The organism is Streptomyces rugosispiralis, from assembly GCF_024505145.1.
Classification (GTDB): Bacteria; Actinomycetota; Actinomycetes; order Streptomycetales; family Streptomycetaceae; genus Streptomyces; species Streptomyces rugosispiralis.
Genome location: NZ_JANIAA010000024.1, coordinates 20,104 through 43,177, shown reverse-complemented (window position 1 = coordinate 43,177; position 23,074 = coordinate 20,104). Strand labels below are relative to the sequence as shown.

Sequence of the window (23,074 nt, the reverse complement as noted above, 5' to 3'; positions counted from 1 at the left end):
GTACGCCTGGCGCCCGCGCCACGCACGTCTGACGACCCACCCCGCTCACACCTCACACCCGGCACCCGCCCGGAAGGCCGCCCCGTGTTCCGTACCGCCCTGCGCAACGTCCTCGCGCACAAAGCCCGCCTGCTGATGACCATGCTCGCCGTCCTGCTCGGCGTCGCCTTCGTCGTGGGCACCCTCGTCTTCACCGACACCGTCGGCAACGCCTACAAGGAGCGCTTCCTCACCACCCTGCGCGATATCTCGGTCCAGGCCATACCGCCCTACGACGAGAAGACCGGCGAGCCCGGAACGGTGGAGGAGGACACGCTGCGGCGCCTGCAACGGCTGCCCGGCGTGGCGTCCGTCACCGGCTCCGTCGAGGGGTCCGCCGCGGTGGCCGCGAAGGACGGCCACCCGCTCGGCGAGGACCATGTGACCGCGGGGGGCAACTACTTCCCCCAGGCCGACGGCAAGGACACCCGCCACCCGCTGACCGCCGGGCGCGCCCCCACCGGGCCCGACGAGGTGCTGCTGGACACCGCCACCGCCGACCAGGGTGGCTACCGGGTCGGCGACACCGTCCGGCTGGCCGTCGACGGCCCGGTGCTGCACAAGAAGCTCGTCGGCATCGTCCGCACCGACGACACCCACGGCTCCGGCGGCACCCTGGCGCTCTTCGACGACGCCACCGCGCAGAAGCTGTTCCTGAAGCCCGGCCGGTACGGCGGAATCACCCTCGAGGCCGACCGCGGCACCTCCGAGGCGAAGCTCGCGGCCGAAGCGCGCCATCTGCTGCCCGAGGACTCCGACATCAGCACCGGGGCGCAGTTGCGCGAGCGGCAGCGGACCGAGGCCGCCGAGGGTACGCGGGGGCTCAGCCAGGTGCTGCTCGTCTTCGCGGCCATCGCCCTGTTCGTCGGCATCTTCGTCATCGGCAACACCTTCACCATGCTCGTCACCCAGCGTTCGCGGGAGATGGCCCTGATGCGGGCGGTCGGCGCCGAGCGCCGCCAGGTGACCCGCTCCGTCCTCGTCGAGGCCGGCCTGCTGGGGCTGTGCGCGGGCGCCGCGGGGTTCCTCCTCGGCATCGGCGTGGCCATGGGCATCCGGCAGCTCTTCGCGTCCACCGGATCCGGCTTCCCGGACGGGCCGTTGGTCATCTCGCCCGGCACCGTACTGATCTCGTTCCTGGTGGGCGTCGTCGTCACCATGCTCGCCGCCTATGTGCCCGCCCGCCGCGCCGCCGCCGTGCCTCCCGTGGCCGCCATGTCCGCGATCCACACGCCTCCGCCGGCCCGCGGCCTGCGCAGGCGCAACGCGATCGGCGTCGCCCTGATCGCGATCGGTGTGCTCGGCGTGGTGCTCGCGGCGTCCAGCGGCGAGTCGGGCAGCACCATCGTGCTCCTCCCGGCCGCCCTGCTGCTCATCGGCATCATCGTGGTGACACCCGCGCTCTCCGGCCCGGCCGTCGACCTGGCCGGACCGCTGCTGCGGCGCTTCGGTGTCCCGGGCACGCTGGCGCCGCGCAACGCCCGGCGCAACCCCCGGCGCACCGCCTCCACGGCCTCGGCCCTGATGATCGGGCTGTCCCTGGTCACCGGCCTCACGGTGGTCGCGGTGTCCGCCACGACATCGCTGCACGAGCGGGCCGAGAGCTCCGTCACGGCCGACTTCGAGATCTCGTCGAAGAACAGCGGCCACCTGCCCGCGTCGGTCCACGACACGCTGGCGAAGTCCTCGGCCGTGACCTCCTCCAGTCCGCGGCGCGAGGGCGCCGTGCGGATCGGCGGCGACGAGGTGACCCTGACCGGTGTGAACCCCCGGACCATCGGCGACCTCCTCGACCCGAGCTTCGTCTCGGGCTCGCTCGCCGCCCTGGACTCGGGCGGGGGCAAGAACCTGCTGATCGACACCTCCATCGCCGACATCTACGGATGGACCACGGGACAGCGGGTTCCGGTGGTCTACGACGACGGCAGCCGGGGCTCGCTGGAGATCGGTGGCGTCTACCACGACGACGAATACCTCCCGTCCACCATGACGCCGCTGGCCACGCTCCAGCCCCATCTCAAGGAGACCGAGGACGCTTCGGTCCTGGTGCGCACCAAGGCCGGTGACGGCGACGCGGCACGCCACTCCCTCCAGCGCATCCTCGACCAGAACCCCCTCATCCAGGTGCGGAACACCGACGACCTGGCCGAGGCGGCCGGTGGCGAGGCCATCACACTGCTCCTCAACGTCCTCTACGGACTGCTGGCCATGGCGGTGGTGATCGCGGTCCTGGGAGTCGTCAACACCCTCGCGATGTCGGTGTTCGAGCGCACCCGTGAGATCGGGATGCTGCGCGCGGTGGGGCTCCAGCCCGAGCAGACGAAGCGGATGATCCATCTGGAGTCCGTGCTCATCTCGCTGTTCGGGGCCCTGCTGGGCATCGGTGTGGGCATCTTCCTCGGCTGGGCCGCGGGCAAGCTCGCCTCCGAGAGCATCCAGGGGTACGAGATGGTCGTCCCCTGGGGCCGCATCGCCGTGGCCCTCGTGGGCGCCGTGCTCGTCGGAGTGGTCGCCGGGCTCTGGCCCGCCCGCCGGGCGGCCCGGCTGAACATCCTCACGGCCCTCAAGGCGGACTGAGGCGCGTCGCGGGCGGACCGGCCGGGGGCGGGCGGTGGAACCCGGAGGCGCCGGAGGCGCCGCTCAGGGGCTGCCGTAGGCCGCCACCATGATGTTCCGCACCACCGTGTTCATCTCCTGGCCCTTGGCGTCGGTGGAGTTGACGCTGTAGACCAGGGTGCGCGAGCCGTCGCGGGTGGAGGCGATGCCGGTGTTGTAGCCCCAGCGGCCGCCCGACTTCCCCCACACCTCCCGGCCGCCCAGCTTCTTCATCGAGAGGCCGACCGAGTACGCGGCCGGGTCGCCGGTGGCGAAGTCCGCCACCTTCGGCAGCGTGAACATCTCCCGCAGCAGCGGGCCGCGCACCACCCGCCCCTGGAACAGGGCCTTGGTGAACCGCTCCAGGTCCGCCGTGGTCGAGATGATGTCCCCGGCCGCCCAGCCGTCCGTCGGACTCCACACCGTCACATCGCGCGGCCCGGTCGTGCCGTCGTCCAGCCGCATCGTCTGGTAGCCGTGGTTGTGCTCCCCGGCGATGTGCGGATCCGTCCCCGGGAGGTAGGTGTCGCGCAGCCCCAGGGGCTTCAGGATCCGGTGGGTCACCTGGTGTTCGTAGGTGTCGCCCGTGACCCGCTCGATGACCAGACCGGCGATGGTGTAGCCGATGTTCAGATAGTGCTGCCGCTCGCCGGGCGCGAACTCGCGCTCCTTCGCGGTCGCCGAGCGGACCATCTCCTCGGGGTCATGAATCCGGAAGCGGTCGGCGTACCGCTCCTCGACCGTGCCCCCGGGGGCATCGGCGGCCGGGATGCCGTGGGTGTGGTCGAGCAACTGCCGTACGGTGACCGTCCGGTACGACGCCGGGATCAGCTCCGGCAGATACGAGTGAGCCGTGCGGTCCAGGTCGAGCGTGCCCTCGGCGGCCAGTTGCAGGGCGACCGCGGCCGTGAAGACCTTGGTCACCGAACCGGCGCGGAAGCGGCCCGCCGGATCGGCCGGCCGGTTGGTCGTCAGGTCGTGCACGCCCGAACTGCCTCTCCAGACGCCCTCGGTGCCCCCGACCCGTACCAGCGCGGCCGTGGCACCGCTCGTCGGCAGATCCGCGATGGCGGCCGCCAGCTCGGGAATCCCGGACCGCTCGGAGGCCGTGGCGGACGAGGTGTCCGCGGGCGGCGCGGTGGCCGCGAGGGCCGGCGGCACCGCCGGGCCCGCCACGACGCCCAGGACGAGCGCCGCGGCCAGCAGGGTGCGGCTGGTGCTCTTCATGGTCAACTCCTGTGGAATGAGCCGTTGTTCTCGGTGGCTCCATCCTGGTGACCCGCGGCCTGGCGCGGATCGCCCGCGCGAGCGGTGTTCCGGGGGTCAGTTCCCCGCCGACGCGGGGGAGGAGCCGGGCCGGGCAGCTCCCCCGGGCGGGGGATCCCCGGCCGTGATCAGGCCCGTCTCGTACGCGCAGATCACCGCCTGGATCCGGTCCCGCAGCCCCAGCTTGGCGAGCACATTGCCGACATGGGTCTTGACCGTGTGATCGCTGACGACCAGCTCCGCGGCGATCTCGGCGTTCGACAGGCCCCGCGCGAGCAGCAGCAGCGTCTCCCGCTCCCGCCCGGTCAGCGCGTCCAGCCGGGGATCGGGCCGCCGTGGCCGGGCGGTGGCCCGGGTGTACTGCTCCACCAGACGCCGGGCCACCGACGGCGCGAGCAGCGAGTCGCCCCGCGCCACCACCCGTACCGCGTGCACCAGATCGTCCCTGCGCACATCCTTCAGCAGGAAGCCGCTCGCGCCCGCGTGCAGCGCCTCGTAGACGTACTCGTCGGAGTCGAAGGTCGTCAGCATCACCGTCCGGCAGGCGCCGGACGCGGCGATCCCGCGGCACGCCTCGATACCGTCCACACGTGGCATCCGGATGTCCAGCAGGGCCACATCGGGCGTATGCCGCCGCACCGCCTCGACGGCCTCGGCCCCGTCGCCCGCCTCCGCGACCACCTCGATATCCGGCTGGGCGTCAAGGATCATGGCGAAGCCGCTGCGCACCAGCTCCTGGTCGTCGGCCACCACCACCCGGATCGTCAACGCGCCACCTCCACCGTGGCGGGTACGGGGAGCTGGACCCGTACCTCGAAGCCCCGGCCGTCCGGGCCCGGCCCGGTGACCGCCGTACCGCCGTGCGCCGCCGCCCGCTCGCGGACCCCGACCAGACCGTGGCCGCCACCGGAACCGGACCGCGCCCCCCGCCCGTCGTCCAGCACCCGGATGTCCACCGCGCCTTCGCCATAGGTGAGTCGGACGGAAACCCTGTGCGCCGCCGCGTGCTTGACCACGTTGGTCAGGGCCTCCTGGACGATCCGGAAGACGCTCGCCCCGATGGCCTCCGGCAGTGGCCGCACGGCCCCCACCGACTCGTACGCCACCTCGAGGCCACTCGCCCGGATCCGGTCGAGCAGCTCGGGCAGACCGGCCAGGCCCGGCTGCGGCTCGCGCGGGGCACGGTCCGGCTCATCGCCCTCGCGCAGCACACCCAGCATCCGGCGCAGCTGGGCCATGGCGTCCCGGCCCGTCGCGGAGATGGCGTCGAAGGCGGCCTCGGCCCGCTCCGGGGCCGTCCGCACCGCCACCGGACCGGCCTCCGCCTGCACGATCATCAGGCTCACCGCATGGGAGAGGATGTCATGCATCTCCCGGGCGATCCGGGCCCGTTCGCGCGCGGCGGCCCGCTCCGCCTCGATCCGGTGCTCCCGCTGCCGGGCGTCCGTCAGCCGCCCGAGGACATAGGCCGCCGCGAACACGAAGAGGGAGAAGGTCAGTTCGCGGGCCGTCCGGGTGTTCAGCCACACCGACACCGGCACGGCGACCGTCAGCAGCCCCCCGGCGACCAGCCGCTTCCACGGCGGTGAGACGACGGCGACCGTGTAGATGATGACGAGCCCGGTGTACGGCAGCGGCTGGCCGGGCCCCTCCACCGCCGGCTTGTACAGCGCGCTGGTCGCGATGATCGCGGTCAGCACGGCGAGGGGAGCGCGCCGGCGCCAGACCAGGGGGACGACGGTGAGTGTGGTCAGCCCGTAGGCGGGCCAGGTGGCCGGCTCCAGATCGGGTGGCCGCGGCACCACGAACGGCATCGTCATGGCCGCCTGGACCAGGAGCGCGATCCCGATGTCCACGGCCTGGGGGTGGGCTGCTCCCAGCGCCCGGCCCCGTTCCCACCACCCCCGCATGAGACTGGATGGTAACGGCTACGGCTTGAGGATGACCGCTACGGCCTTGTTGGTGACGGCTACGCCGCCTCCAGCAGGACGCGTGCGGCCGCCTTCGCCTGATGCGCGGGCTCCGCGCTGCCGGTGATCGCCGCGGTGGTGATGGCGCCTTCGGCCAGCAGGGCCAGGTGGTCGCCCAGCGAGGCCGGTTTGCCCGCGGCCGCCGTCAGCCCGGTGAGGTAGCGGAAGAACGCCTCCTTGTGGGCTCGGGCCGTCTCGGCGACGGCCGAGGAGGTGGCGCCCAGTTCTCCGAAGGAGTTGCTGAAGGCGCAGCCGCGGAAGTCCGGCTCGCCGAACCACTCGTGGAGCCAGTCGAAGACCGCCAGGATGCTCTCCTCGGGGGTGGCCTGAGCCTCGGCGTACGCGGCCAGCTTCTGGCGCCAGCGGACGTCGCGCCGCCGCAGATACGCCTGTACGAGCTCGCCCTTGGACGGGAAGAGCTGGTAGAGCCGTTTGAGGGAGACGCCTGACGTGGAGCGGATCTCGTCCATGCCCACCGCCTGGATGCCCCGTCCGTAGAACAGGGTCTCGGCCGCGTCGAGGATCCGGAGCTCCGCGGTCTCGGGACTGATCATGTCATCGCCTTCCTGGTGCCTGTCGCCCGGTCGGTCAGAGGCCGAGGTCGCTCAGCCCGGGGTGGTCGTCGGGACGGCGCCCGAGCGGCCAGTGGTACAGGCGCTGCGACTCCTCGATGGGGAGGTCGTTGACGCAGGCGTAGCGCAGCCGCATCAGACCGTTGTCGTCGAATTCCCAGTTCTCGTTTCCGTAGGAGCGGAACCAGCTGCCGGAGTCGTCGTGGGACTCGTAGGCGAAGCGTACGGCGATGCGGTTGCCGTCGAAGGCCCACAGCTCCTTGATGAGCCGGTAGTCCAGCTCCCTCGCCCACTTGCGGGTGAGGAAGGCGACGATCTCCTCGCGCCCGGTGGCGAACTCCGCGCGGTTCCGCCAGCGCGAGTCGACGGTGTAGGCCAGGGCGACCTTCTCCGGGTCACGGGAGTTCCAGCCGTCCTCCGCCAGCCGGACCTTCTCGACGGCGGTCTCGCGGGTGAACGGGGGGAACGGGGGGCGTGCGGCGTCGGTCATGTCGACTCCTCGGGTCATGGAGCGGGGAGGGATGGGGAGAACGAGCATTCTCTCCGTTGGGTACGACACTAGGAGAACGATGGTTCTCGTGCAACCGCCGACCCGCCTCCGCCCCGGTGGCAGGGGGGTGGTGATCACGCTTTCCGGCGGCGGTGGGTACCGTGCGAGCGGGAAGTACGTGCTCGAGGACAAGGCAGGGGACCGGCGTGTTGATCGATGATCTGCGGCAGGAGCTGCCGGACGGCCGGATGGTCGAGGACCCCGGTGTCGCCGCCGGGTTCGTCCACGACGAGGCGGAGTGGGCGCCGTACGGCACGCCCCGCGTGGTGGTGCGGCCACGCACGGCGTCGGAGGTGCGCTCCGTGGTGCGGGCCTGTGTACGGCACGGCGTTCCGCTGGTCACCCGGGGCGCCGGCACCGGCCTCTCCGGCGGCGCCAACGCGGTCGAGGGCTGTGTGGTGCTCTCCACCGAGGCCATGGACACCATCCACGAGATCGACGCCGTGGAGCGCCTCGCGGTCGTCGGGCCCGGGGTGGTCAACGACGATCTGCGGGCCGCCTGCGCCGAGCGGGGGCTGTGGTACCCGCCGGACCCGGCGAGCGCGCCCTGGTCCACCATCGGCGGCAATGTGGCGACCAACGCGGGCGGGCTGTGCTGTGTGAAGTACGGCGTCACCCGCGACTATGTGCTCGGCCTGGAAGTGGTGACCGGCACCGGTGAGCTGGTGCGGCTCGGCCGCAGGACCGCCAAGGGCGTCGCCGGGTACGACCTGGCGGGGCTGATGGTCGGCTCCGAGGGCACCCTGGGAGTGATCACCGAGGTCACGGTGCGGCTGCGGCCGAGCCGCGAGGCGGAGCGCACGGTCGCCGGATACTTCTCCTCCGTCGTGGCGGCGGGCCGCGCGGTCGCCGCGATCGGGGCCGCGGGGCTCACCCCGTCCGCGCTGGAGCTGATCGACCGGCACTGCCTGGCGGCGGTCGACAAGTGGAAGAACATGGGCCTGTCCGTGGACGCGGACGTGGTGCTCCTCGGGCGTACGGACGCCCCGGGCCCGGCCGGCGCGCAGGAGGCCGAGCGCATGCTCGCCTGTTTCGAGGAGGCGGGGGCGACCTGGGCCGCGCAGTCCACGGACCAGGAGGAGGCCGACGCGCTGTTCGCGGCCAGGCGGCTCGCCTACCCGGCGCTGGAGCGGCTCGGACCGGTGCTCACCGAGGACGTGTGCGTGCCCAAGGCGGCCGTACCGGAGATGCTGGCGCGGATCGAGCGCGCCGCCACCCGCCATGACACGCTCATCGCCAACATCGCCCACGCCGGTGACGGCAACCTCCATCCGCTGCTGATCACCCAGCCCGGCGACACCGCGGCCCGGGAGCGAGCCCAGGCCGCGTTCCACGACATCATCGCGGACGCCATCGACCTCGGTGGCACGGTCACCGGTGAACACGGTGTGGGCCTGCTGAAGCGGGACGGTCTGGAGCGGGAGCTGGCACCGGCCGTGCTGGACATGCACCGCGCGGTCAAGGCGGCCCTCGACCCGCACGGGATCCTCAACCCGGGCAAGGTCATCGCCCGCGGCTGAGCGCGTGGCGGGGGAGTGGGCGTCACGCCGGGGGGAGTGGGCGTCACTCCGGGGGAGCGGGCGGCATTCCGAGGGAGGGGGCGCCACGCCGGGGAAGGGGGCGTCACTCCAGTCCGCCGCGCTTGACGAGCTGAGCCGCGATCACATTGCGCTGGATCTCATTGGTGCCCTCGCCGACGATCATCAGGGGCGCGTCGCGGAAGTAGCGCTCCACGTCGAACTCGGTGGAGTAGCCGTAACCCCCGTGGATCCGGACGGCGTTGAGCGCGATCTCCATGGCGGTCTCGGACGCGAAGAGCTTCGCCATGCCCGCCTCCATGTCCACGCGCCGTCCCGCGTCCGCCTCCCGCGCGGCGTACAGGGTGAGCTGACGGGCGGCGGTGAGCGAGGTGGCCATGTCGGCGAGGTAGTTGCCGATCGACTGGTGCCGCCAGATCGGCTTGCCGAACGACTCGCGCTCCTGGGCGTAGGCCAGCGCGTCCTCCAGCGCGGCCCGGCCGACGCCGAGCGCACGGGCGGCCACCTGCAGCCGCCCGGTCTCCAGCCCCTTCATCATCTGGGCGAACCCCTCGCCCTCGACCCCGCCCAGGACGGCGTCGGCCGGGGCGCGGTAGCCGTCGAAGGACAGCTCACAGCTCTCCACGCCCTTGTAGCCCAGCTTGGGCAGATCGCGGGAGACCGTCAGACCCGGTCCGTGCTCGACCAGCAGGATGGACATGCCCCTGTGGGCGGGGGTGGCGTCGGGATCGGTCTTGCAGAGCAGGGCGATCAGCCGGGAGCGGCGGGAGTTGGTGATCCAGGTCTTGGCGCCGTCCACCACATAGCCGCCGGAGTCCTTACGGGCCACGGTGCGCATCGCCTGGAGGTCCGAGCCGCCGCCCGGTTCGGTGAGCGCCATGGTGGCACGGATCTCGCCGGTGGCCATCTTCGGCAGATAGCGGCGCCTCTGCTCCTCGGTGCCGAAGCGCAGCAGCAGCGTGGAGACCACGGTGTGGCCGCCCATCGCACCGGCCAGGCTCATCCAGCCACGGGCCAGCTCCTCGGTGATCAGGACATAGCACGGGGTGGAGACGGGGGTGCCGCCGTACTCCTCCGGGATGGCGAGCCCGAAGACACCGAGCCGCTTCATCCGCTCGATCAGGGCCTCGGGGTAGGTGTTGGCGTGCTCCAGCTCCCGGACGACCGGTTTGACGTCGTGGTCCACGAAGTCGCGCACCGTCGTGACGATGAACCGCTCGTCCTCGGACACCATGTCGAGGGTGCTCATACCCTGAAAACTCCTGCCTTTGAACGCTCCTGCTCCGACGCTCCTGCCCCGACGCTCCTGCTCCGACGCTCCTGCTCCGACGCTCCGCGGAGACACCATGCCATCATGGTCGCTCATGAGCGCGTCGGTGAAATAGCGATATGTGATACGTCCATGCCGGGCGCGGATGGCGGGAGAGCGAGCGTTGGACGTCAGACAACTCAAGGCACTCGTCACGGTCGCCGAGGTCGGCAGCGTCACCCGGGCCGCGGAGCTGCTGCATCTGGTGCAGCCCGCGGTCACCCGGCAGATCCGCACCCTGGAGGAGGAGCTGGAGGTCCCTCTCTTCGAGCGGACCCGGCAGGGCATGCGGCCCACCGAGGCCGGCGCGATCATGGTCGAGCGCGCTCGCCGTGCGCTCAACGAACTGGAGCGCGCCCGCGCCGAGGTCCAGCCGACCCCGGGCGTGGTGACCGGCATCGTCACCGTGGGCCTGCTGGAGAGCACGGCCGATCTGCTGGCGGAGCCGCTGGTGTCGGCGCTCGCCCGGGACCATCCCGGAATCGAGCTGCGCCTGATGACGGCGTACTCCGGACACCTCCAGCAGTGGCTGGACGACGGCGACCTGGACCTCACCCTGCTCTACCATCTGGCCGGCACCCCGTCGCCGAACGTCCGCCCCCTGGTGCGCGAGCGTCTGTGGGTGGTCGCGCCGCCGTCCGAGGGGCTGCGCGCCGACCGCCCCGTCCCCCTGGCGCGGGCCGCCGGGCGTCCGCTGGTCATGCCCGCGGCCGGCCACGCCCTGCGCAGCCTGATCGACGGGGCCGCCGGACGGGCCGCGGTCGAGATGGACGTCGCCGTGCAGACCAACTCCATGCGGGTGCAGAAACAGCTCGTCCTCGCCGGGCACGGCTGGACCATCCTGCCGGGGCTGGGCATCGCCGAGGACGTGGCCGATGGCACACTCAGCGCGGCACCGCTGTGCGAACCCGACGTATGGCGCTCGATCGTCCTCGGGACATCGCGGGCCGGGCGGACACCGCCCGCGGTGGAGGCCGTCGCCCGGGAGCTCATCCACCAGATCACCTCGGCCGTGCGCCAGGAGCGGTGGCCCTCCGCCCGGTTGCACACGTCGGCCACGCACACCGAGCACACCGATGACACCTGAGAACCCCGAGAGGCAAGAGACACCCATGCCACGCACCGACGTCCCCCAGCAGGTCAGCGGCCATGCCCGCGCGCAGGACGGCACCCTCCTCGCCTATCAGCGCCAGGGCACCGGGGCGCCGCTGCTGCTCCTGGCCGGCCAGGCCAACAACCACCACTGGTGGGACGGCATACGGGCGGACTTCCACGCCACGCACTCCACCCTCACCATGGACTGGCGCGGCACCGGGGAGAGCGGAAAGCCCGACCACCCCTACGCGACACGGGACTTCGCCGACGACGTCATCGCCGTCCTCGACCATCTGGGCATCGAGTCCGCCGATCTGTACGGGACCTCCATGGGAGGGCGGGTCGCCCAGTGGGTCGCCGCCCGCCACCCCGACCGGATCCGGCGGCTCGTCCTCGGCTGCACCTCACCCGGTGGGCCGCGGGCGGCGGAGCGCGACATGGCGGTACGCCGCTCCCTGGCCCAGGCCGACGCGGCAGCGGCGCGGGAGGCGCTGATCGACCTCATGTACACCCCGGCCTGGCGGTCCGGGCACCCCGGGCCGTATACGACCCTCGGCGACCCCGCCATGCCCCCGCACGCCCGGCGGCACCACCTGGTGGCCAGCAATGAACACAACGCCTGGGACGTCCTCCCGCTGATCGCCGCGCCCACGCTGATCCTGCACGGAGCGGACGACCGGCTCAACCCGGCGGCCAACGCACCGCTGCTCGCCTCCCGCGTCCCCCGGGCGCGGACGCATATTTTCGAGGGCGCCCGGCACGGCTACTTCGAGGAGTGCCGCCCGGAAGCCGGGGCGATCGTGTCGTCGTTCCTCACCGACTGACATGCCATCGCGGCCGGAACTCCTTCCACGCCGCCGCGCCGTCCCCGAGCACTCTCCAGGCAGGAGCACCATGCAGCCCACACCCACTCCGTCCCCGCTCGGCTCGTACCTCGCCTCATGGGCGCCCGGACCCGTCACGGCCGAGGACGCCCTGGCCGCCGGTCCGGCCGCGGCCCTCTCCGCGGTCCTCGACCTGCCGGAGCCCGTGACGAGGGACGGCGGCCTCCTGCCACCGCTGTGGCACTGGCTCTACTTCCTGCGGTGGCCCGACCAGCGGGAGCTGGGGACCGACGGCCACCCCCGGAACGGGCACTTCCTGCCGCCCATCCCGCACCGGCAGCGGATGATCGCCGGAGGGCGGTGCGAGATCTCCGAACCGCTGCGCCTCGGGGAGCCTGCCGAACGCGTCACCAGCCTCGGCACGGTGACGGCCAAACAGGGCGGCACGGGCGAGTTGCTGTTCGTCACCGAGCGCCGTGAATTCCGCCAGCGCGGCCGGACCCGCCTCGTCGAGGAGCAGGACATCGTCTACCGGTCGGGGCGCGGCGCCGCGCACCACCCGGCCACCCTGGACGAGTCGGCCGCCCCCGACCCCGACGGGACGTGGCGGCTCTCACTGCATCCGGATCCGGCCCTGCTGTTCCGGTTCAGCGCGCTCACCGCCAACGCCCACCGCATCCACTACGACACGCCGTACGCGCGAGGGGAGGAGGGCTACCCGGGCCCCGTCGTCCACGGGCCGCTGCTGGCCCTGCTCATGCTCGAACTCGCCCGTCGCCACGCCCCGGCCCGGCGGGTGGCCGCCCTGTCCTACCGGCTGCGGCGGCCGCTGTTCGCCGGGGAGCGCCTCCTCGCGTCCGGCACACCCTCCGGCAATGGCGCCGAGATGCGCATCGCCACCCATCGCGAGGCGCGGCATGCCACCGCGGAGGTGACGTTCGCATGAGCGCGGGCGGCGACCGCAAGGCCGCCGCCCGCGCCCCCGGGGCGTCGCTCAGGAGGTGGTGTCCGCCGCCTCGAGCGAGGCGGAGTGGGGGTCGGCGGTGCCCCCGTCCCGGCGTATCGCCGTGGTGGTGCCGCGCGGTGCGATGTGGGCGCGCAGGGACACCACCGTCAGCAGGGCCAGGGCCGTGCCCACGAGCGGCACCGTGAAGGCGGCGCTCGCGCCGAAGCCGTCCGCCAGCTGTCCGCCCGCCGTCACCGCCGCCGCCTGGCCCAGCGCGACCGAGCCGGTCAGCCAGGTGAACGCCTCCGTCCGGGACGCGGCCGGGACCAGCGCCTCCACCAGGGTGTACCCGGTGATCAGCGCCGGTGCGATGCACAGGCCCGCCAGCAGTCCCAGCCCGCCCAGCGGCAGGGGCGCGGACACCGCCCACAGCGTCGAGCAGATCAGCGTCAGCGCGGCGTAGGCGGTCAGCAGCCGCCGGCGCGGGGAGGTGCGCCAGGCGATGGCGCCGCAGGCCACGCCCGCGAGCATGTTGCCGGCCGCGAAGACGCCGTACAGCACACCGTTCAGGCCCGGTCGACCCTGCTCCTGGGTGAGGGCGGTCAGGGCGACCTGCATTCCGCCGAAGACCGAGCCGATGCCCAGGAAGGCCACGGCCAGGACCCGCACACCCGGCACGGACAGGGCCGAGGCGTGCGGCTCCCGCGCGTCCGTCCACGCCTGGCCCGGCGGTGGCGCGGAACGGCGTCGGGCCGCGAAGAGCAGCCCGCCCACCAGTGTCAGCGCGGCCTCCGCGATCAGGCCGGAGGCCGGGTGCACGGCCGTGCTCAAGGCGGTGGCGAGCACGGGGCCGATGACGAACGTGAGCTCGTCCGTCACGGACTCGAACGCGGCCGCCGTCGCCAGCAGCGGATGGTGTCCGGGGCGCGGCCCGGATCCGCCCGGCGCGCCGTCCCCGAGGGCGGTCGCCCAGCGGGCCCGCACCATGGGCCCGATCTGCGGGACGGAGGCGCCCGTGGGCACCGCGGCGGCGATCAGCGCCCACAGCGGCGCGTGGGCCAGCGCGAGCGCCGTCAGCAGCGCCGCGGCCGCCGTGTGGAGCAGCACACCCGGCACCAGGACCGCGCGCTGTCCGTGGCGGTCGGCCAGTTTGCCGCTCTGGGGTGCGAACAGCGCCATGGAGACGCCGGTGACGGCCGCGACCGCACCGGCGAGACCGTACGACCCGGTGGTGTGGCGCAGCAGGAGCACGATGCTGATCGTCAGCATCGCGAACGGCTGCCGGGCGGCGAACCCGGGGAGCAGGAAGGTCCACGCCCCCGGGGTGCGCAGCAGTTGCCGGTAGCCGGCGCGCCGCACGGGGGGAGGGGTGTCGCTGGAGACCGCGGATGCCACGGCCGACGCCTTTCCGCCGCCTGGTAGCGCACCCGGGCCGGCGTGGCGGAGTGCGCCGAGAGCTGTCCTCTCGCGCTGGACCGGGGTAGATACCGGGTCCGCGCCGATCAGGGGGATGCAGGACCGTGGCCGCCGAGCGGTCGCGCCAGCTCTGCGTCAGGCAGAGTGGTTCGTTGCTTGCGGGCTCATGGTACAGGGGGAGCCGCCACCTCGCCGGTGGCGGCCTGTCCCGTGCGCGGTCAGGTGCCGGGCAGGGGCCGGACGGTGAGGATCTGCTGGGCGTGCCCGACCGGGCCGCGCAGGTCGTGCAGCACGGTGCTGGTGATGCCCTGGCCGGTGCCGCCGAAGGTGACCGTGGTGTCCAGCCCGGTCCAGCGGCCCTCGGGCTGCCGGTGGAGGTGGATGGTCAGGTCGACGTTGGGGAACATCCAGACGGTGGGCGACTGCCGTACGGCGATGCCGTTGGCGGTGTCCACGAGCGCGATGTACGAGGCCAGCGGGGTGCTGGTCTGCCCGGCGACCAGGTCGAGCGGGGTGGACACCCAGAGCGTCCCGCGGCCGGGCTCGCGGGGTGCGAGCGGACGGGCGTCCAGGGAGGCGATGTACCCGCCGGGCCACAGCGAGGCCATCGACCAGGGGGCGAGCTGCTCGGGAGGGGCGAGCCGGTCCCCGGCGCCACCGGCCACGGAGGTGGTGTCCACGGCGGCGAGGAGCCAGGCGCGGGCCCGGACCACGGGGCGGTCGGCGATGAGCACCACGGCCTCGAGGAGTTCGATGGTGCGGCCGGGCCGGATGGTCTCCACCCGGATCTCGCACTCGTCGAGGGCGAGGCGCCCGAGGATGTCGAAGCTGATCCGGCTGAGCAGCAGCCCGGTGTGCGGGCGGGTGGCGAGGTGGCGGTCGATGGCGTGGACGATGAGCCCGCCGAGCGGGCTGAAGTGCTGTTCGTCGGTGCTCCAGGCGCCACTGACGTGCGAGGTGGGCTTGTAGCGGTACTCGTCGATCGGCTCGTAGTAACTGTCGGTCGTCAACGGGGGCTTCTCCTCGGGGGGAACGTCGCAGACACTTACTCAAGATCCTTGAGTATCTGCTCTTGATCAAGGGTTGCGTCATCCCCTAAGTTGAAATAACAACGGGTGGCATGAACCTGTTCAGCCGCAGTACCTCCCGCCGCGCGATCGCCAGCGCCGCACCGGCGGCCCCCACAACCCGGCCCGCGTCCGGCGCCGTCGCGCTGCCGGAATCCGGCCTCGCGGCCCTCACCGGAGAGTGGATCGTCGACCCGGCGCACAGCCGGATCGGTTTCTCCGTCCGGCACGCCATGGTGAGCACGGTGCGTGGCGCCTTCACGGAGTTCGACAGCCGACTCTACTTCGACGGCCGCGACCCGCGCCGTTCCCGGGCCGAGGTCCTGCTGTCCACCGCCAGTGTCCAGACCGGTGTCGAGCAGCGCGACGACCACCTGATGGGCCGGGACTTCCTGGACGCCAGAACCTTCCCGCACATCCGGTTCATCAGCACCGCCGTGGAGGTCGCGGGCCCGGATGTCTACCGCATGGCCGGGGACCTCACGATCAGAGACGTCACCCGTCCGGTGGTCCTGGAGCTCACCTATATCGGACATGTCACGGACCCCTTCGGCTACCAGCGGGCGGGCTTCGACGGCACGACCACCATCAACCGCTCCGAATGGGGGCTGACCTACAACGCCAGGCTGGCCGAAGGCGGCGCCCTGGTGAGTGAGAAGGTCCGCCTCCAGTTCGACATCGCCGCCATCCGTTCCGCGCCCACCGCCTGACCGAGCCCGGACCAGGGCGCCCTCTCGTTCCGCGAGGAGGGTGCTGAGGGGGGGGCGGGCGGCGACCGGCAGGGGAACCGGCGCCGTCACATCGGCTTCGCGGCCGCGGTGGTGAGATCCAGATTGTCCTCCACCCACAGACGCAGATTCCTGAGCGGGACGGACGCGCTGTGGCCCAGGGAGGAGAGCTCGTACTCCACATGGAGCGGGACGGCCGGGTAGACGGTCCGCTCCACCAGCCCGGCGTCCTCGAGACGACGCAGTGTCTGGGTGAGCACCTTGGGGCTGACCCCCTGAAGCCGGCGCTGCAGCGCGCCGAATCGGAGGGGGCCGTCCTCCAGGGCGCCTATCGCCAGCGCCGACCATTTGTTCGCCAGCAGATCCAGCATGGCGCGGCACGGGCACTGGGCCTCGTACACATCATGATGGGCGTGCTGGCCCGTGTGGCATCGCGTACTCATGGAGGAAACCTTCCGGGCCGCTTCGTACTACCCAAAAGGTAGCAGTGTCCCTTGTGGGTAACCAGGTCCCTGGGGTTAGCGTGCGAGCGCGTTCGGAAAGCGGGCGTGGGAGATACGGATGAGCTCAGGAGGCACACGTGTCCAGGTCCATGATGCGTGCGGTGGTACAGGACGCGCCCGGCGGCCCGGAGGTGCTGCGCGTCGCGGAGGTCGCACGGCCGGAACCGCTGCCCACCGAGGTGCTGGTGCGGGTGCACGCCGCCGGCGTCAACCCGGTCGACTGGAAGACCCGTCAGGGCGGCGGTATGGCGGGCGTGCTGGGCGAGCCGCCGTTCACCCTGGGCTGGGACGTCTCCGGTGTGGTCGAGGAAGTCGGGTTCGGGGTGACCACGCTGGCCCCCGGCGACGAGGTGTACGGCATGCCGTGGTTCCCCCGTCAGGCGGGCGGCTACGCGGAGTTCGTGACCGCCCCCGCCCGTCAATTCGCCCGTAAGCCCGCCACGTTGAGCCACGAGGCGGCGGCCGCCGTGCCGCTGGCGGCACTGACGGCCTGGCAGATCCTGGTGGACACCGCGAAGGTGGAGGCCGGCCAGCGGGTTCTGGTGCACGCCGCCGCCGGTGGCGTCGGACACTTCGCCGTCCAATTCGCACGGCATCTGGGGGCGACGGTCGTGGGGACCGCCCGGGAGAGCCGCCACGAATGGCTCGGCCGGCTCGGGGCGGCGGAGCTGATCGACTACACCGAGCAGCGCTTCGAGGACACGGTCGAGAACGTCGATGTGGTGATCGACCTGTTGGGAGAGGGGCACGACGCCACCAGCACCCGTTCCCTGGAGGTGCTCAAGAAGGGGGGACTGCTGGTCGCCGTCCCCGGCGGTGTCAGCCCCGAACTGCGCGAGGCCGCGGACGCCCGCTCGGTGCGCACCAGCCCCTTCCTCGTCGAGCCGGACGGCGCCGCGCTGACCACCATCGCCGGGCTGATCGACCAGGGTGAGGTCGAGGTCGAGGTCGAGGACGTCTTCCCGCTGGAGGAGGCGGCCCGCGCCCACCGCCAGGGGGAGGACGGCCACACCCGAGGCAAACTGGTGCTCCGCACCGGCGCCTGACCGCTCCCCGGCCGACAGCCGACAGCCGAGGCCACTTCGCGCCACCCGTCATACCAGCCCCAGGAGACGCGCATGTTCTACGAGATCCGCCGCTACCAGGCCAGGCCCGGCCGCCGGGAGGAATGGGTGACTTTCATGGAGGAGGTGGTGATCCCCTTCCAGGCGTCGCAGGGGATGAACGTCATCGCCTCGTTCATCGACGAGGAGGACCCCGACGGCTATGTGTGGATGCGGCGCTTCGCCGACGAGGCGGAGCGGGTGCGGCTCTACGAGGCCGTCTACCAGAGCGAGCGGTGGCAGCGGGAGATCGGCCCCCGGGTCGAGGAACTGCTGTTCCGGGAGAAGATCCAGGTCACGCGGGCCGTGCCCACGCCCGCGTCCGGACTTCGCTGACCGCGACGGCACCACCGACGGGACGGCCGTCCGCCGGTGACGCCGTCCACGTCCCCCCGACTCGCACGTCCCCGCCCGGCCCCGCACGGCCTCGCCCGGAATCACACGGCCTTGCCCGGACTCGTACGTCCCCGCCCGGACTCGTACGTCCCCGCCCGGAATCACACGGCCCGGCCCGGACCCGCACGCCCCCGCCCGGATCCGCACGGCTCCGGGCGGGGCCGTGCCGGGATCACCCGGAGACGGCCCGGACGTGGGCGGGCGCGGTGGCCTCGGCTCCGCCACGGCCGCTCCCGCGGCGGATGAAGTAGACGCCCACGGTGGCGAGCAGTGAGGCCGCGGAGAGCGCGTAGAGGCCGCCGTTGGTGCTGCCCGTCGTCTCCTCCAGATAGCCGAAGAGGGTGGGGGAGACGAAGCCGCCGAGGTTGCCGAGGGAGTTGACGACGGCGAGCCCCGCGGCCGTGACCCTGAGATCGAGCGTGGACTGGGCCAGCGGCCAGAAGAGGTTGGCGGCGCACTTGCTGCCGACGGCGGCCAGGGTGACGGCCGCGAGTCCGAACCACGGGGAGCCGAGAGTGGCGAGGAAGGTGCCGACGGCGGACAGCACCAGCACGATCGCGAGGTAGGGCCGCCGGTCCGGCACCCGGTCGGTGTAGCGGCTCATCGTGTACATCGCGATGACCGCGCAGATCCACGGGATGGCCGTGAGCAGCCCGATCTGGAAGGGCGAGAGCCCGCCGATGTCGTCCACCAGGCTCGGCAGCCAGAAGGTGATCGCGTATCCGGTGAGCGCCATGGCGAAGAACACGCCGGTCAGCAGCGCCACTTGGGGGTGGACCACCAGCCGCAGCCTGGACACCTGGGGCTCACGGCTGCGCGCCTCACGGTCCCGCTCGACCGCCGCGCCGAGGGCGGCCTTTTCATCGGCGCTCAGCCAGCGGGCGTCCTGGATCCGCGAGACGAGGAAGAAGGCCGCGACGAGGCCCACGGTGATCGAGATGGCGCCTTCCAGCGCGAACATCCAGCGCCAGCCGGCGAATCCGCCCAGGCCGTGCATTTCCAGCAGCGCGCCGCTGATGGGGCCGGTGACGATGTAGGCGGTGGCCGAGCCGCCGAGGAAGAGGGCGCTGGCCCGGCCGCGCGCGGAGTCCGGCAGCCAGGTGGTGAGGTAGTACATCACGCCGGGGAAGAACCCCGCCTCCGCGATGCCCAGCAGGAACCGCAGGACGTAGAAGGAGGTGGCCCCCGTCATGAAGCACATGAGGACGGTCACCGCACCCCAGCTGATCATGATCCGGGTGAGCCAGACGCGGGCGCCGAAGCGCTCCATCAGCATGTTGCTGGGGACTTCGAGCAGGGCGTAGCCGATGAAGAACAGCCCGGCGCCGAGCCCGTAGGCCGCGCTTCCGATGCCGATGTCGGCCTTGAGGTCGTCCTGGACGAAGCCGACGTTGGTGCGGTCCATCTGGTTGACCACGAGCATGATGACCAGGATGGGCATCACACGTCGCAGAAACTTGGTCACGGACCGTTGGACGAGCTCCGAGGAGGCGGCCGGGTCGCGGTCGGGGGCGGGGGGATTCACCATGGCGGCTCTCCTCGCTTCGTTCATGCACATGAACCCACTGGCAGTGGGGTGCAGACCCTACGATCGCCCGTTCCCTCGGTCAATGACTCCGGAAGCAACAATTCCACGCGGAATCACATGAGTTGTGATGGGTGTTTTGGCTGCTCGTCGGTGGGGCAGCCACTTGATAGGGTTCACGGACCTACCATCTGTTCAACCATATGAATGGACGTCGATGTCTGACGGAGCACCCCTGCGCATCACGGATGTCACCATCACCCCCGTCGCCTTCCGCGACCCGGCCCTGCTCAACTCCGTCGGCGTCCACGAGCCCTTCGCGCTCCGCTCGATCGTGCAGATCCACACCGACGCGGGCCTGACCGGGCTCGGCGAGACCTACGCCGACGAACTCCACCTGGAGCGCCTGGCGGCCGTCGGACACGAGATCGTCGGCCTGGACGCCTTCGCCACCGAGGAACTGCACCAGCGCGTCCAGCGGGTCATCGACCGCGTGGGCGGCTCCGGAGGCTCCGGGCTCACCGGCATGATCACCACCAGCAGCACCGTCGACCGGGTGGTCTCCCCGTTCGAGGTGGCGCTCCTGGACATCCAGGGCAAGGCCATCGGCCGCCCGGTCAGCGATCTGCTCGGCGGCGCCGTACGGTCCGCCGTCCCGTTCAGCGCGTACCTCTTCTACAAGTGGGCCGCCCACCCCGGCCAGGAGCCGGACGAGTGGGGCGAGGCCCTCGACCCCGATGCCATCGTGGCGCAGGCCCGCCGGATGGTGGACGACTACGGATTCACCGCGATCAAGCTGAAGGGCGGCGTCCGGCCCCCCGAGGAGGAGATCGAGGCGATCCGGGCGCTGCGCCGCGCCTTCCCCGGCCATCCGCTGCGCCTGGACCCCAATGCCGTCTGGACGACGGAGACCTCGGTGAAGGTCGGGCGCGCTCTCGAGGGCGTGCTGGAGTATCTGGAGGACCCCACCCCCGGGATCGACGGCATGGCCGCGGTCGCCCGCGAGGTCCCCATGCCGCTGGCCACCAACATGTGCGTGGTGGCCTTCGACGAGCTGGCCCCCGCGGTGGCCGCCGACGCCGTCCAGGTCGTCCTCTCCGACCACCACTACTGGGGCGGGCTGCGCCGTTCCAAGCTGCTCTCCGGCATCTGCGACACCTTCGGCATGGGCCTGTCCATGCACTCGAACTCGCACCTGGGCATCAGCCTGGCCGCGATGACCCACCTCGCCGCGGCCACCCCGAACCTCACCTACGCCTGTGACACCCACTGGCCGTGGAAGACCGAGGACGTGATCGTGGACGGCGCGCTGACCTTCGTGGACGGCGCGGTGCCCGTCCCGTCCGCCCCCGGTCTCGGCGTGGAGCTGGACCCCGACGCCCTGGCCCGCCTGCATGAGCAGTACGTCCGGTGCGGACTGCGCAACCGCGACGACACCGGCTACATGCGGCGCTTCGACCCGTCCTTCCAGGCGGACCTCGCCCGCTGGTAGCCCGCCCCCACCGCGGCTCACCTGGCGCGATACCTCGATTGACGGAGGCCGGTCTCGGTCACCTGGGGTACCCGGATTTCGGCTAAGCGTACGAAGCTGCAGGCCAGGGCCTCTTCATAGCCTCTGAGGGACGGAAGAGACGCCGACCCCCGGAAGTGCTGAGTCTTGTCTGCTACTGCTCCTCGCGTACGGATGACCCCTGACCGGACCGACCGCCGCCGCCGGCGCATGGTGGGCGCGGCGGTCGCGGCCGGACTGACCCTCGGCGCCCTGACCGCGCCCGCGGCGGGTGCCGTGGACCACCACACGCGGCACGCCGCCGGGACGGCCGCTCCCAAGGCCGACACCGGCTCGCCGGTGCGGGTGAACCAGGTCGGCTATCTGACCCACGGCCCCAAGAAGGGCACCGTCGTCACCCCCGCCACCAAGCCGCTGACCTGGACGCTCCGGGCCGCCGACGGCACCGAGCGGGCGCGCGGCACCACCATCCCCGCGGGCGTGGACCCCAGCTCCCGCCAACACGTCCAGACCTTCGACTTCAGCAAGGTCACGGACGCGGGCCAGGGCTACACCGTCACCATCGGCGGGAAGAAGAGCGAGCCGTTCGCCATCGGCGACCACCTCTACGACTCACTGCGGAGCGACGCGCTCGCGTACTTCTACCACAACCGCAGCGGCATCAAGATCGACGCGGACCTGGTGGGCCCCAAGTACGCCCGTCCCGCGGGACATGACAAGGCGGCCCCGCACCGGGGCGACACCGACGTTCCGTGCCAGAAGGGCGTGTGCGACTACCGCCGCAATGTCGCCGGTGGCTGGTACGACGCCGGTGACCAGGGCAAGTACGTCGTCAACGGCGGTATCTCGGTGGCCCAGCTGATGTCCGCGTATGAGCGCACCCGCACCACCAAGGGCGTCGACGCCGCGCCGCTGGGCGACGGCCGGCTCCGGGTGCCCGAGCGTGGCAACGGCGTCCCGGACATCCTCGACGAGGCCCGCTGGGAGATGGAATTCCTGCTGCGCATGCAGGTGCCGCAGGGCAAACCGCTCGCCGGTATGGCGTTCCATAAGGTGCACGACAAGCAGTGGACCGGGTTCCCGACCCGGCCGGACCAGGACCACCAGCAGCGCGAGCTGCACAAGCCGTCCACCGCGGCCACGCTCAACCTGGCGGCGTCCGCCGCGCAGAGCGCCCGGCTGTTCAAGTCCTACGACCCGGAGTTCGCCGCCCGCTGTCTGCACGCGGCCCGGACCGCGTGGGACGCGGCCAAGGCACATCCGAAGATCTTCGCCAGCGACAAGGACTCCACGGGCGGCGGGGCCTACGGCGACCGGCACGTCGGCGACGAGTTCTACTGGGCCGCGGCCGAGCTGTTCATCACCACCGGCGACCACGGCTATGCCAAGGCGGTGCTCGACTCGCCGCTCCACCGCGACGTGGGCGCGCTCTTCCCGCGTGGCGGCGCCATGTCGTGGGCCTCGACCGCGGGCCTCGGGGCGCTGGACCTGGCCACCGTCCCCAACAAGCTCACCCAGAAGCAGCGCGCCGAGGTGCGCGCGATGGTGACGACGGCCGCCGACCGCTACGCCGCGGACTCCGCCAAGTCGGCCTACGGCGTGCCGTACGCGCCCAAGGACGGCAAGTACGAGTGGGGCTCCAACAGCCAGGTGCTCAACAACATGATCGTGCTCGCCACCGCACACGACCTGACGGGCAAGGACCGCTACCTCGACGCGGTGCTCCGCGGCATGGACTATCTGCTGGGCGGCAATCCGCTCAACCAGTCCTATGTCACCGGCTACGGCGAACGGGACTCGCACAACCAGCACCACCGCTTCTGGGCCCACCAGCGCGACCACCGGCTGCCGCATCCGCCGCCCGGCTCGCTGGCCGGTGGCCCGAACTCCGGGCTGCAGGACCCGGTGGCCAAGAAGAAGCTGAAGGGCTGCGCCCCGGCGATGTGCTACACCGACAACCTGATGGCGTTCTCCACCAACGAGATCACCATCAACTGGAACGCCCCGCTGGCCTGGATCGCCTCGTACGTCGGCGGTCTGGGCGGCGGCACGGCGGAGCAGTCCGTGCGCTGACCCGGCCCGGCCGGAACACGCCGCCGCCCACCCGCGCTCGGGCGCGGGT

Annotated in this window: 20 protein-coding genes; 10 read left to right on the top strand and 10 right to left on the bottom strand. The window is 72.0% G+C overall.

What is annotated here, in order from left to right; all coding sequences use genetic code 11:
• The first annotated feature begins 84 nt into the window (after nt 1-84).
• On the top strand, nt 85-2,616 hold the full coding sequence (locus NP777_RS29255; protein WP_256653161.1) for an ABC transporter permease: 2,532 nt from the start codon (nt 85-87) through the stop codon (nt 2,614-2,616).
• A gap of 63 nt (nt 2,617-2,679) precedes the next feature.
• Here the strand turns inward: NP777_RS29255 and NP777_RS29250 are convergent, their stop codons facing one another.
• The 5 genes from NP777_RS29250 to NP777_RS29230 all read right to left on the bottom strand — a co-directional run bounded on the left by NP777_RS29250 (nt 2,680) and on the right by NP777_RS29230 (nt 6,932).
• Nucleotides 2,680-3,861, bottom strand: a complete 1,182-nt coding sequence (locus NP777_RS29250; RefSeq protein WP_256653160.1) for a serine hydrolase domain-containing protein — start codon at nt 3,859-3,861, stop codon at nt 2,680-2,682.
• A gap of 96 nt (nt 3,862-3,957) precedes the next feature.
• Nucleotides 3,958-4,668, bottom strand: coding sequence for a response regulator (locus tag NP777_RS29245; protein ID WP_256653159.1), 711 nt, complete (start codon nt 4,666-4,668; stop codon nt 3,958-3,960).
• Nucleotides 4,665-5,810 (bottom strand): sensor histidine kinase, encoded by a 1,146-nt coding sequence (locus NP777_RS29240; RefSeq protein WP_256653158.1) that lies wholly within the window; start codon nt 5,808-5,810, stop codon nt 4,665-4,667. Before NP777_RS29240 ends, NP777_RS29245 begins: the two co-directional genes overlap by 4 nt.
• A 59-nt stretch (nt 5,811-5,869) precedes the next feature.
• Nucleotides 5,870-6,424, bottom strand: coding sequence for a TetR/AcrR family transcriptional regulator (locus NP777_RS29235; RefSeq protein ID WP_256653157.1), 555 nt, complete (start codon nt 6,422-6,424; stop codon nt 5,870-5,872).
• A gap of 34 nt (nt 6,425-6,458) precedes the next feature.
• Nucleotides 6,459-6,932, bottom strand: coding sequence for a nuclear transport factor 2 family protein (locus NP777_RS29230; protein ID WP_256653156.1), 474 nt, complete (start codon nt 6,930-6,932; stop codon nt 6,459-6,461).
• Between the two features lie 248 nt (nt 6,933-7,180).
• On the opposite strand from NP777_RS29230, the gene NP777_RS29225 reads away from it, so the two are divergent.
• On the top strand, nt 7,181-8,512 hold the full coding sequence (locus tag NP777_RS29225) for an FAD-binding oxidoreductase (RefSeq protein ID WP_256653240.1): 1,332 nt from the start codon (nt 7,181-7,183) through the stop codon (nt 8,510-8,512).
• 103 nt (nt 8,513-8,615) lie between these two features.
• On the opposite strand, the gene NP777_RS29220 is transcribed toward NP777_RS29225, so the two are convergent.
• Nucleotides 8,616-9,779 (bottom strand): acyl-CoA dehydrogenase family protein, encoded by a 1,164-nt coding sequence (locus tag NP777_RS29220; protein ID WP_256653155.1) that lies wholly within the window; start codon nt 9,777-9,779, stop codon nt 8,616-8,618.
• Nucleotides 9,780-9,963: 184 nt separating this feature from the next.
• On the opposite strand from NP777_RS29220, the gene NP777_RS29215 reads away from it, so the two are divergent.
• From NP777_RS29215 to NP777_RS29205, 3 genes are all read left to right on the top strand, one after another.
• Entirely contained in the window at nt 9,964-10,926 is a 963-nt protein-coding gene (locus NP777_RS29215) for a LysR family transcriptional regulator (protein WP_256653154.1), read from the top strand.
• Between the two features lie 25 nt (nt 10,927-10,951).
• Nucleotides 10,952-11,758, top strand: a complete 807-nt coding sequence (locus tag NP777_RS29210) for an alpha/beta fold hydrolase (RefSeq protein WP_256653153.1) — start codon at nt 10,952-10,954, stop codon at nt 11,756-11,758.
• A gap of 70 nt (nt 11,759-11,828) precedes the next feature.
• Complete coding sequence (locus NP777_RS29205; RefSeq protein WP_256653152.1) at nt 11,829-12,704, top strand: hypothetical protein; 876 nt, start codon at nt 11,829-11,831, stop codon at nt 12,702-12,704.
• Between the two features lie 48 nt (nt 12,705-12,752).
• Here NP777_RS29205 and NP777_RS29200 read toward each other — a convergent pair whose 3' ends face one another.
• On the bottom strand, nt 12,753-14,099 hold the full coding sequence (locus NP777_RS29200) for an MFS transporter (protein ID WP_256653151.1): 1,347 nt from the start codon (nt 14,097-14,099) through the stop codon (nt 12,753-12,755).
• Between the two features lie 239 nt (nt 14,100-14,338).
• A complete protein-coding gene (locus tag NP777_RS29195) occupies nt 14,339-15,130 on the bottom strand; it encodes a thioesterase family protein (protein WP_256653150.1) in 792 nt (263 codons plus the stop codon).
• A 110-nt stretch (nt 15,131-15,240) separates the two neighbouring features.
• On the opposite strand from NP777_RS29195, the gene NP777_RS29190 reads away from it, so the two are divergent.
• Nucleotides 15,241-15,897 carry a YceI family protein gene (locus NP777_RS29190; protein WP_256653149.1) on the top strand — a complete coding sequence of 219 codons (657 nt, stop codon included), beginning with the start codon at nt 15,241-15,243 and terminating at the stop codon, nt 15,895-15,897.
• Nucleotides 15,898-15,983: 86 nt separating this feature from the next.
• On the opposite strand, the gene NP777_RS29185 is transcribed toward NP777_RS29190, so the two are convergent.
• Nucleotides 15,984-16,358, bottom strand: a complete 375-nt coding sequence (locus NP777_RS29185; protein WP_256653148.1) for a winged helix-turn-helix transcriptional regulator — start codon at nt 16,356-16,358, stop codon at nt 15,984-15,986.
• Nucleotides 16,359-16,495: 137 nt separating this feature from the next.
• Between NP777_RS29185 and NP777_RS29180 the strand changes: the two genes are divergently transcribed.
• Complete coding sequence (locus tag NP777_RS29180; RefSeq protein WP_391858598.1) at nt 16,496-17,464, top strand: NADP-dependent oxidoreductase; 969 nt, start codon at nt 16,496-16,498, stop codon at nt 17,462-17,464.
• A 72-nt stretch (nt 17,465-17,536) separates the two neighbouring features.
• Nucleotides 17,537-17,857 carry an NIPSNAP family protein gene (locus NP777_RS29175; protein ID WP_256653147.1) on the top strand — a complete coding sequence of 107 codons (321 nt, stop codon included), beginning with the start codon at nt 17,537-17,539 and terminating at the stop codon, nt 17,855-17,857.
• A gap of 232 nt (nt 17,858-18,089) precedes the next feature.
• Here the strand turns inward: NP777_RS29175 and NP777_RS29170 are convergent, their stop codons facing one another.
• The gene (locus NP777_RS29170) at nt 18,090-19,445 is read right to left on the bottom strand and encodes an MFS transporter (RefSeq protein WP_256653146.1); all 1,356 of its coding nucleotides are present in this window, start codon (nt 19,443-19,445) and stop codon (nt 18,090-18,092) included.
• Between the two features lie 214 nt (nt 19,446-19,659).
• Here NP777_RS29170 and NP777_RS29165 point away from each other — a divergent pair, with 214 nt between their 5' ends.
• Entirely contained in the window at nt 19,660-20,934 is a 1,275-nt protein-coding gene (locus NP777_RS29165; protein ID WP_256653145.1) for a glucarate dehydratase family protein, read from the top strand.
• Between the two features lie 228 nt (nt 20,935-21,162).
• On the top strand, nt 21,163-23,025 hold the full coding sequence (locus tag NP777_RS29160; protein WP_256653238.1) for a glycoside hydrolase family 9 protein: 1,863 nt from the start codon (nt 21,163-21,165) through the stop codon (nt 23,023-23,025).
• The last annotated feature ends 49 nt before the right edge of the window (nt 23,026-23,074 follow it).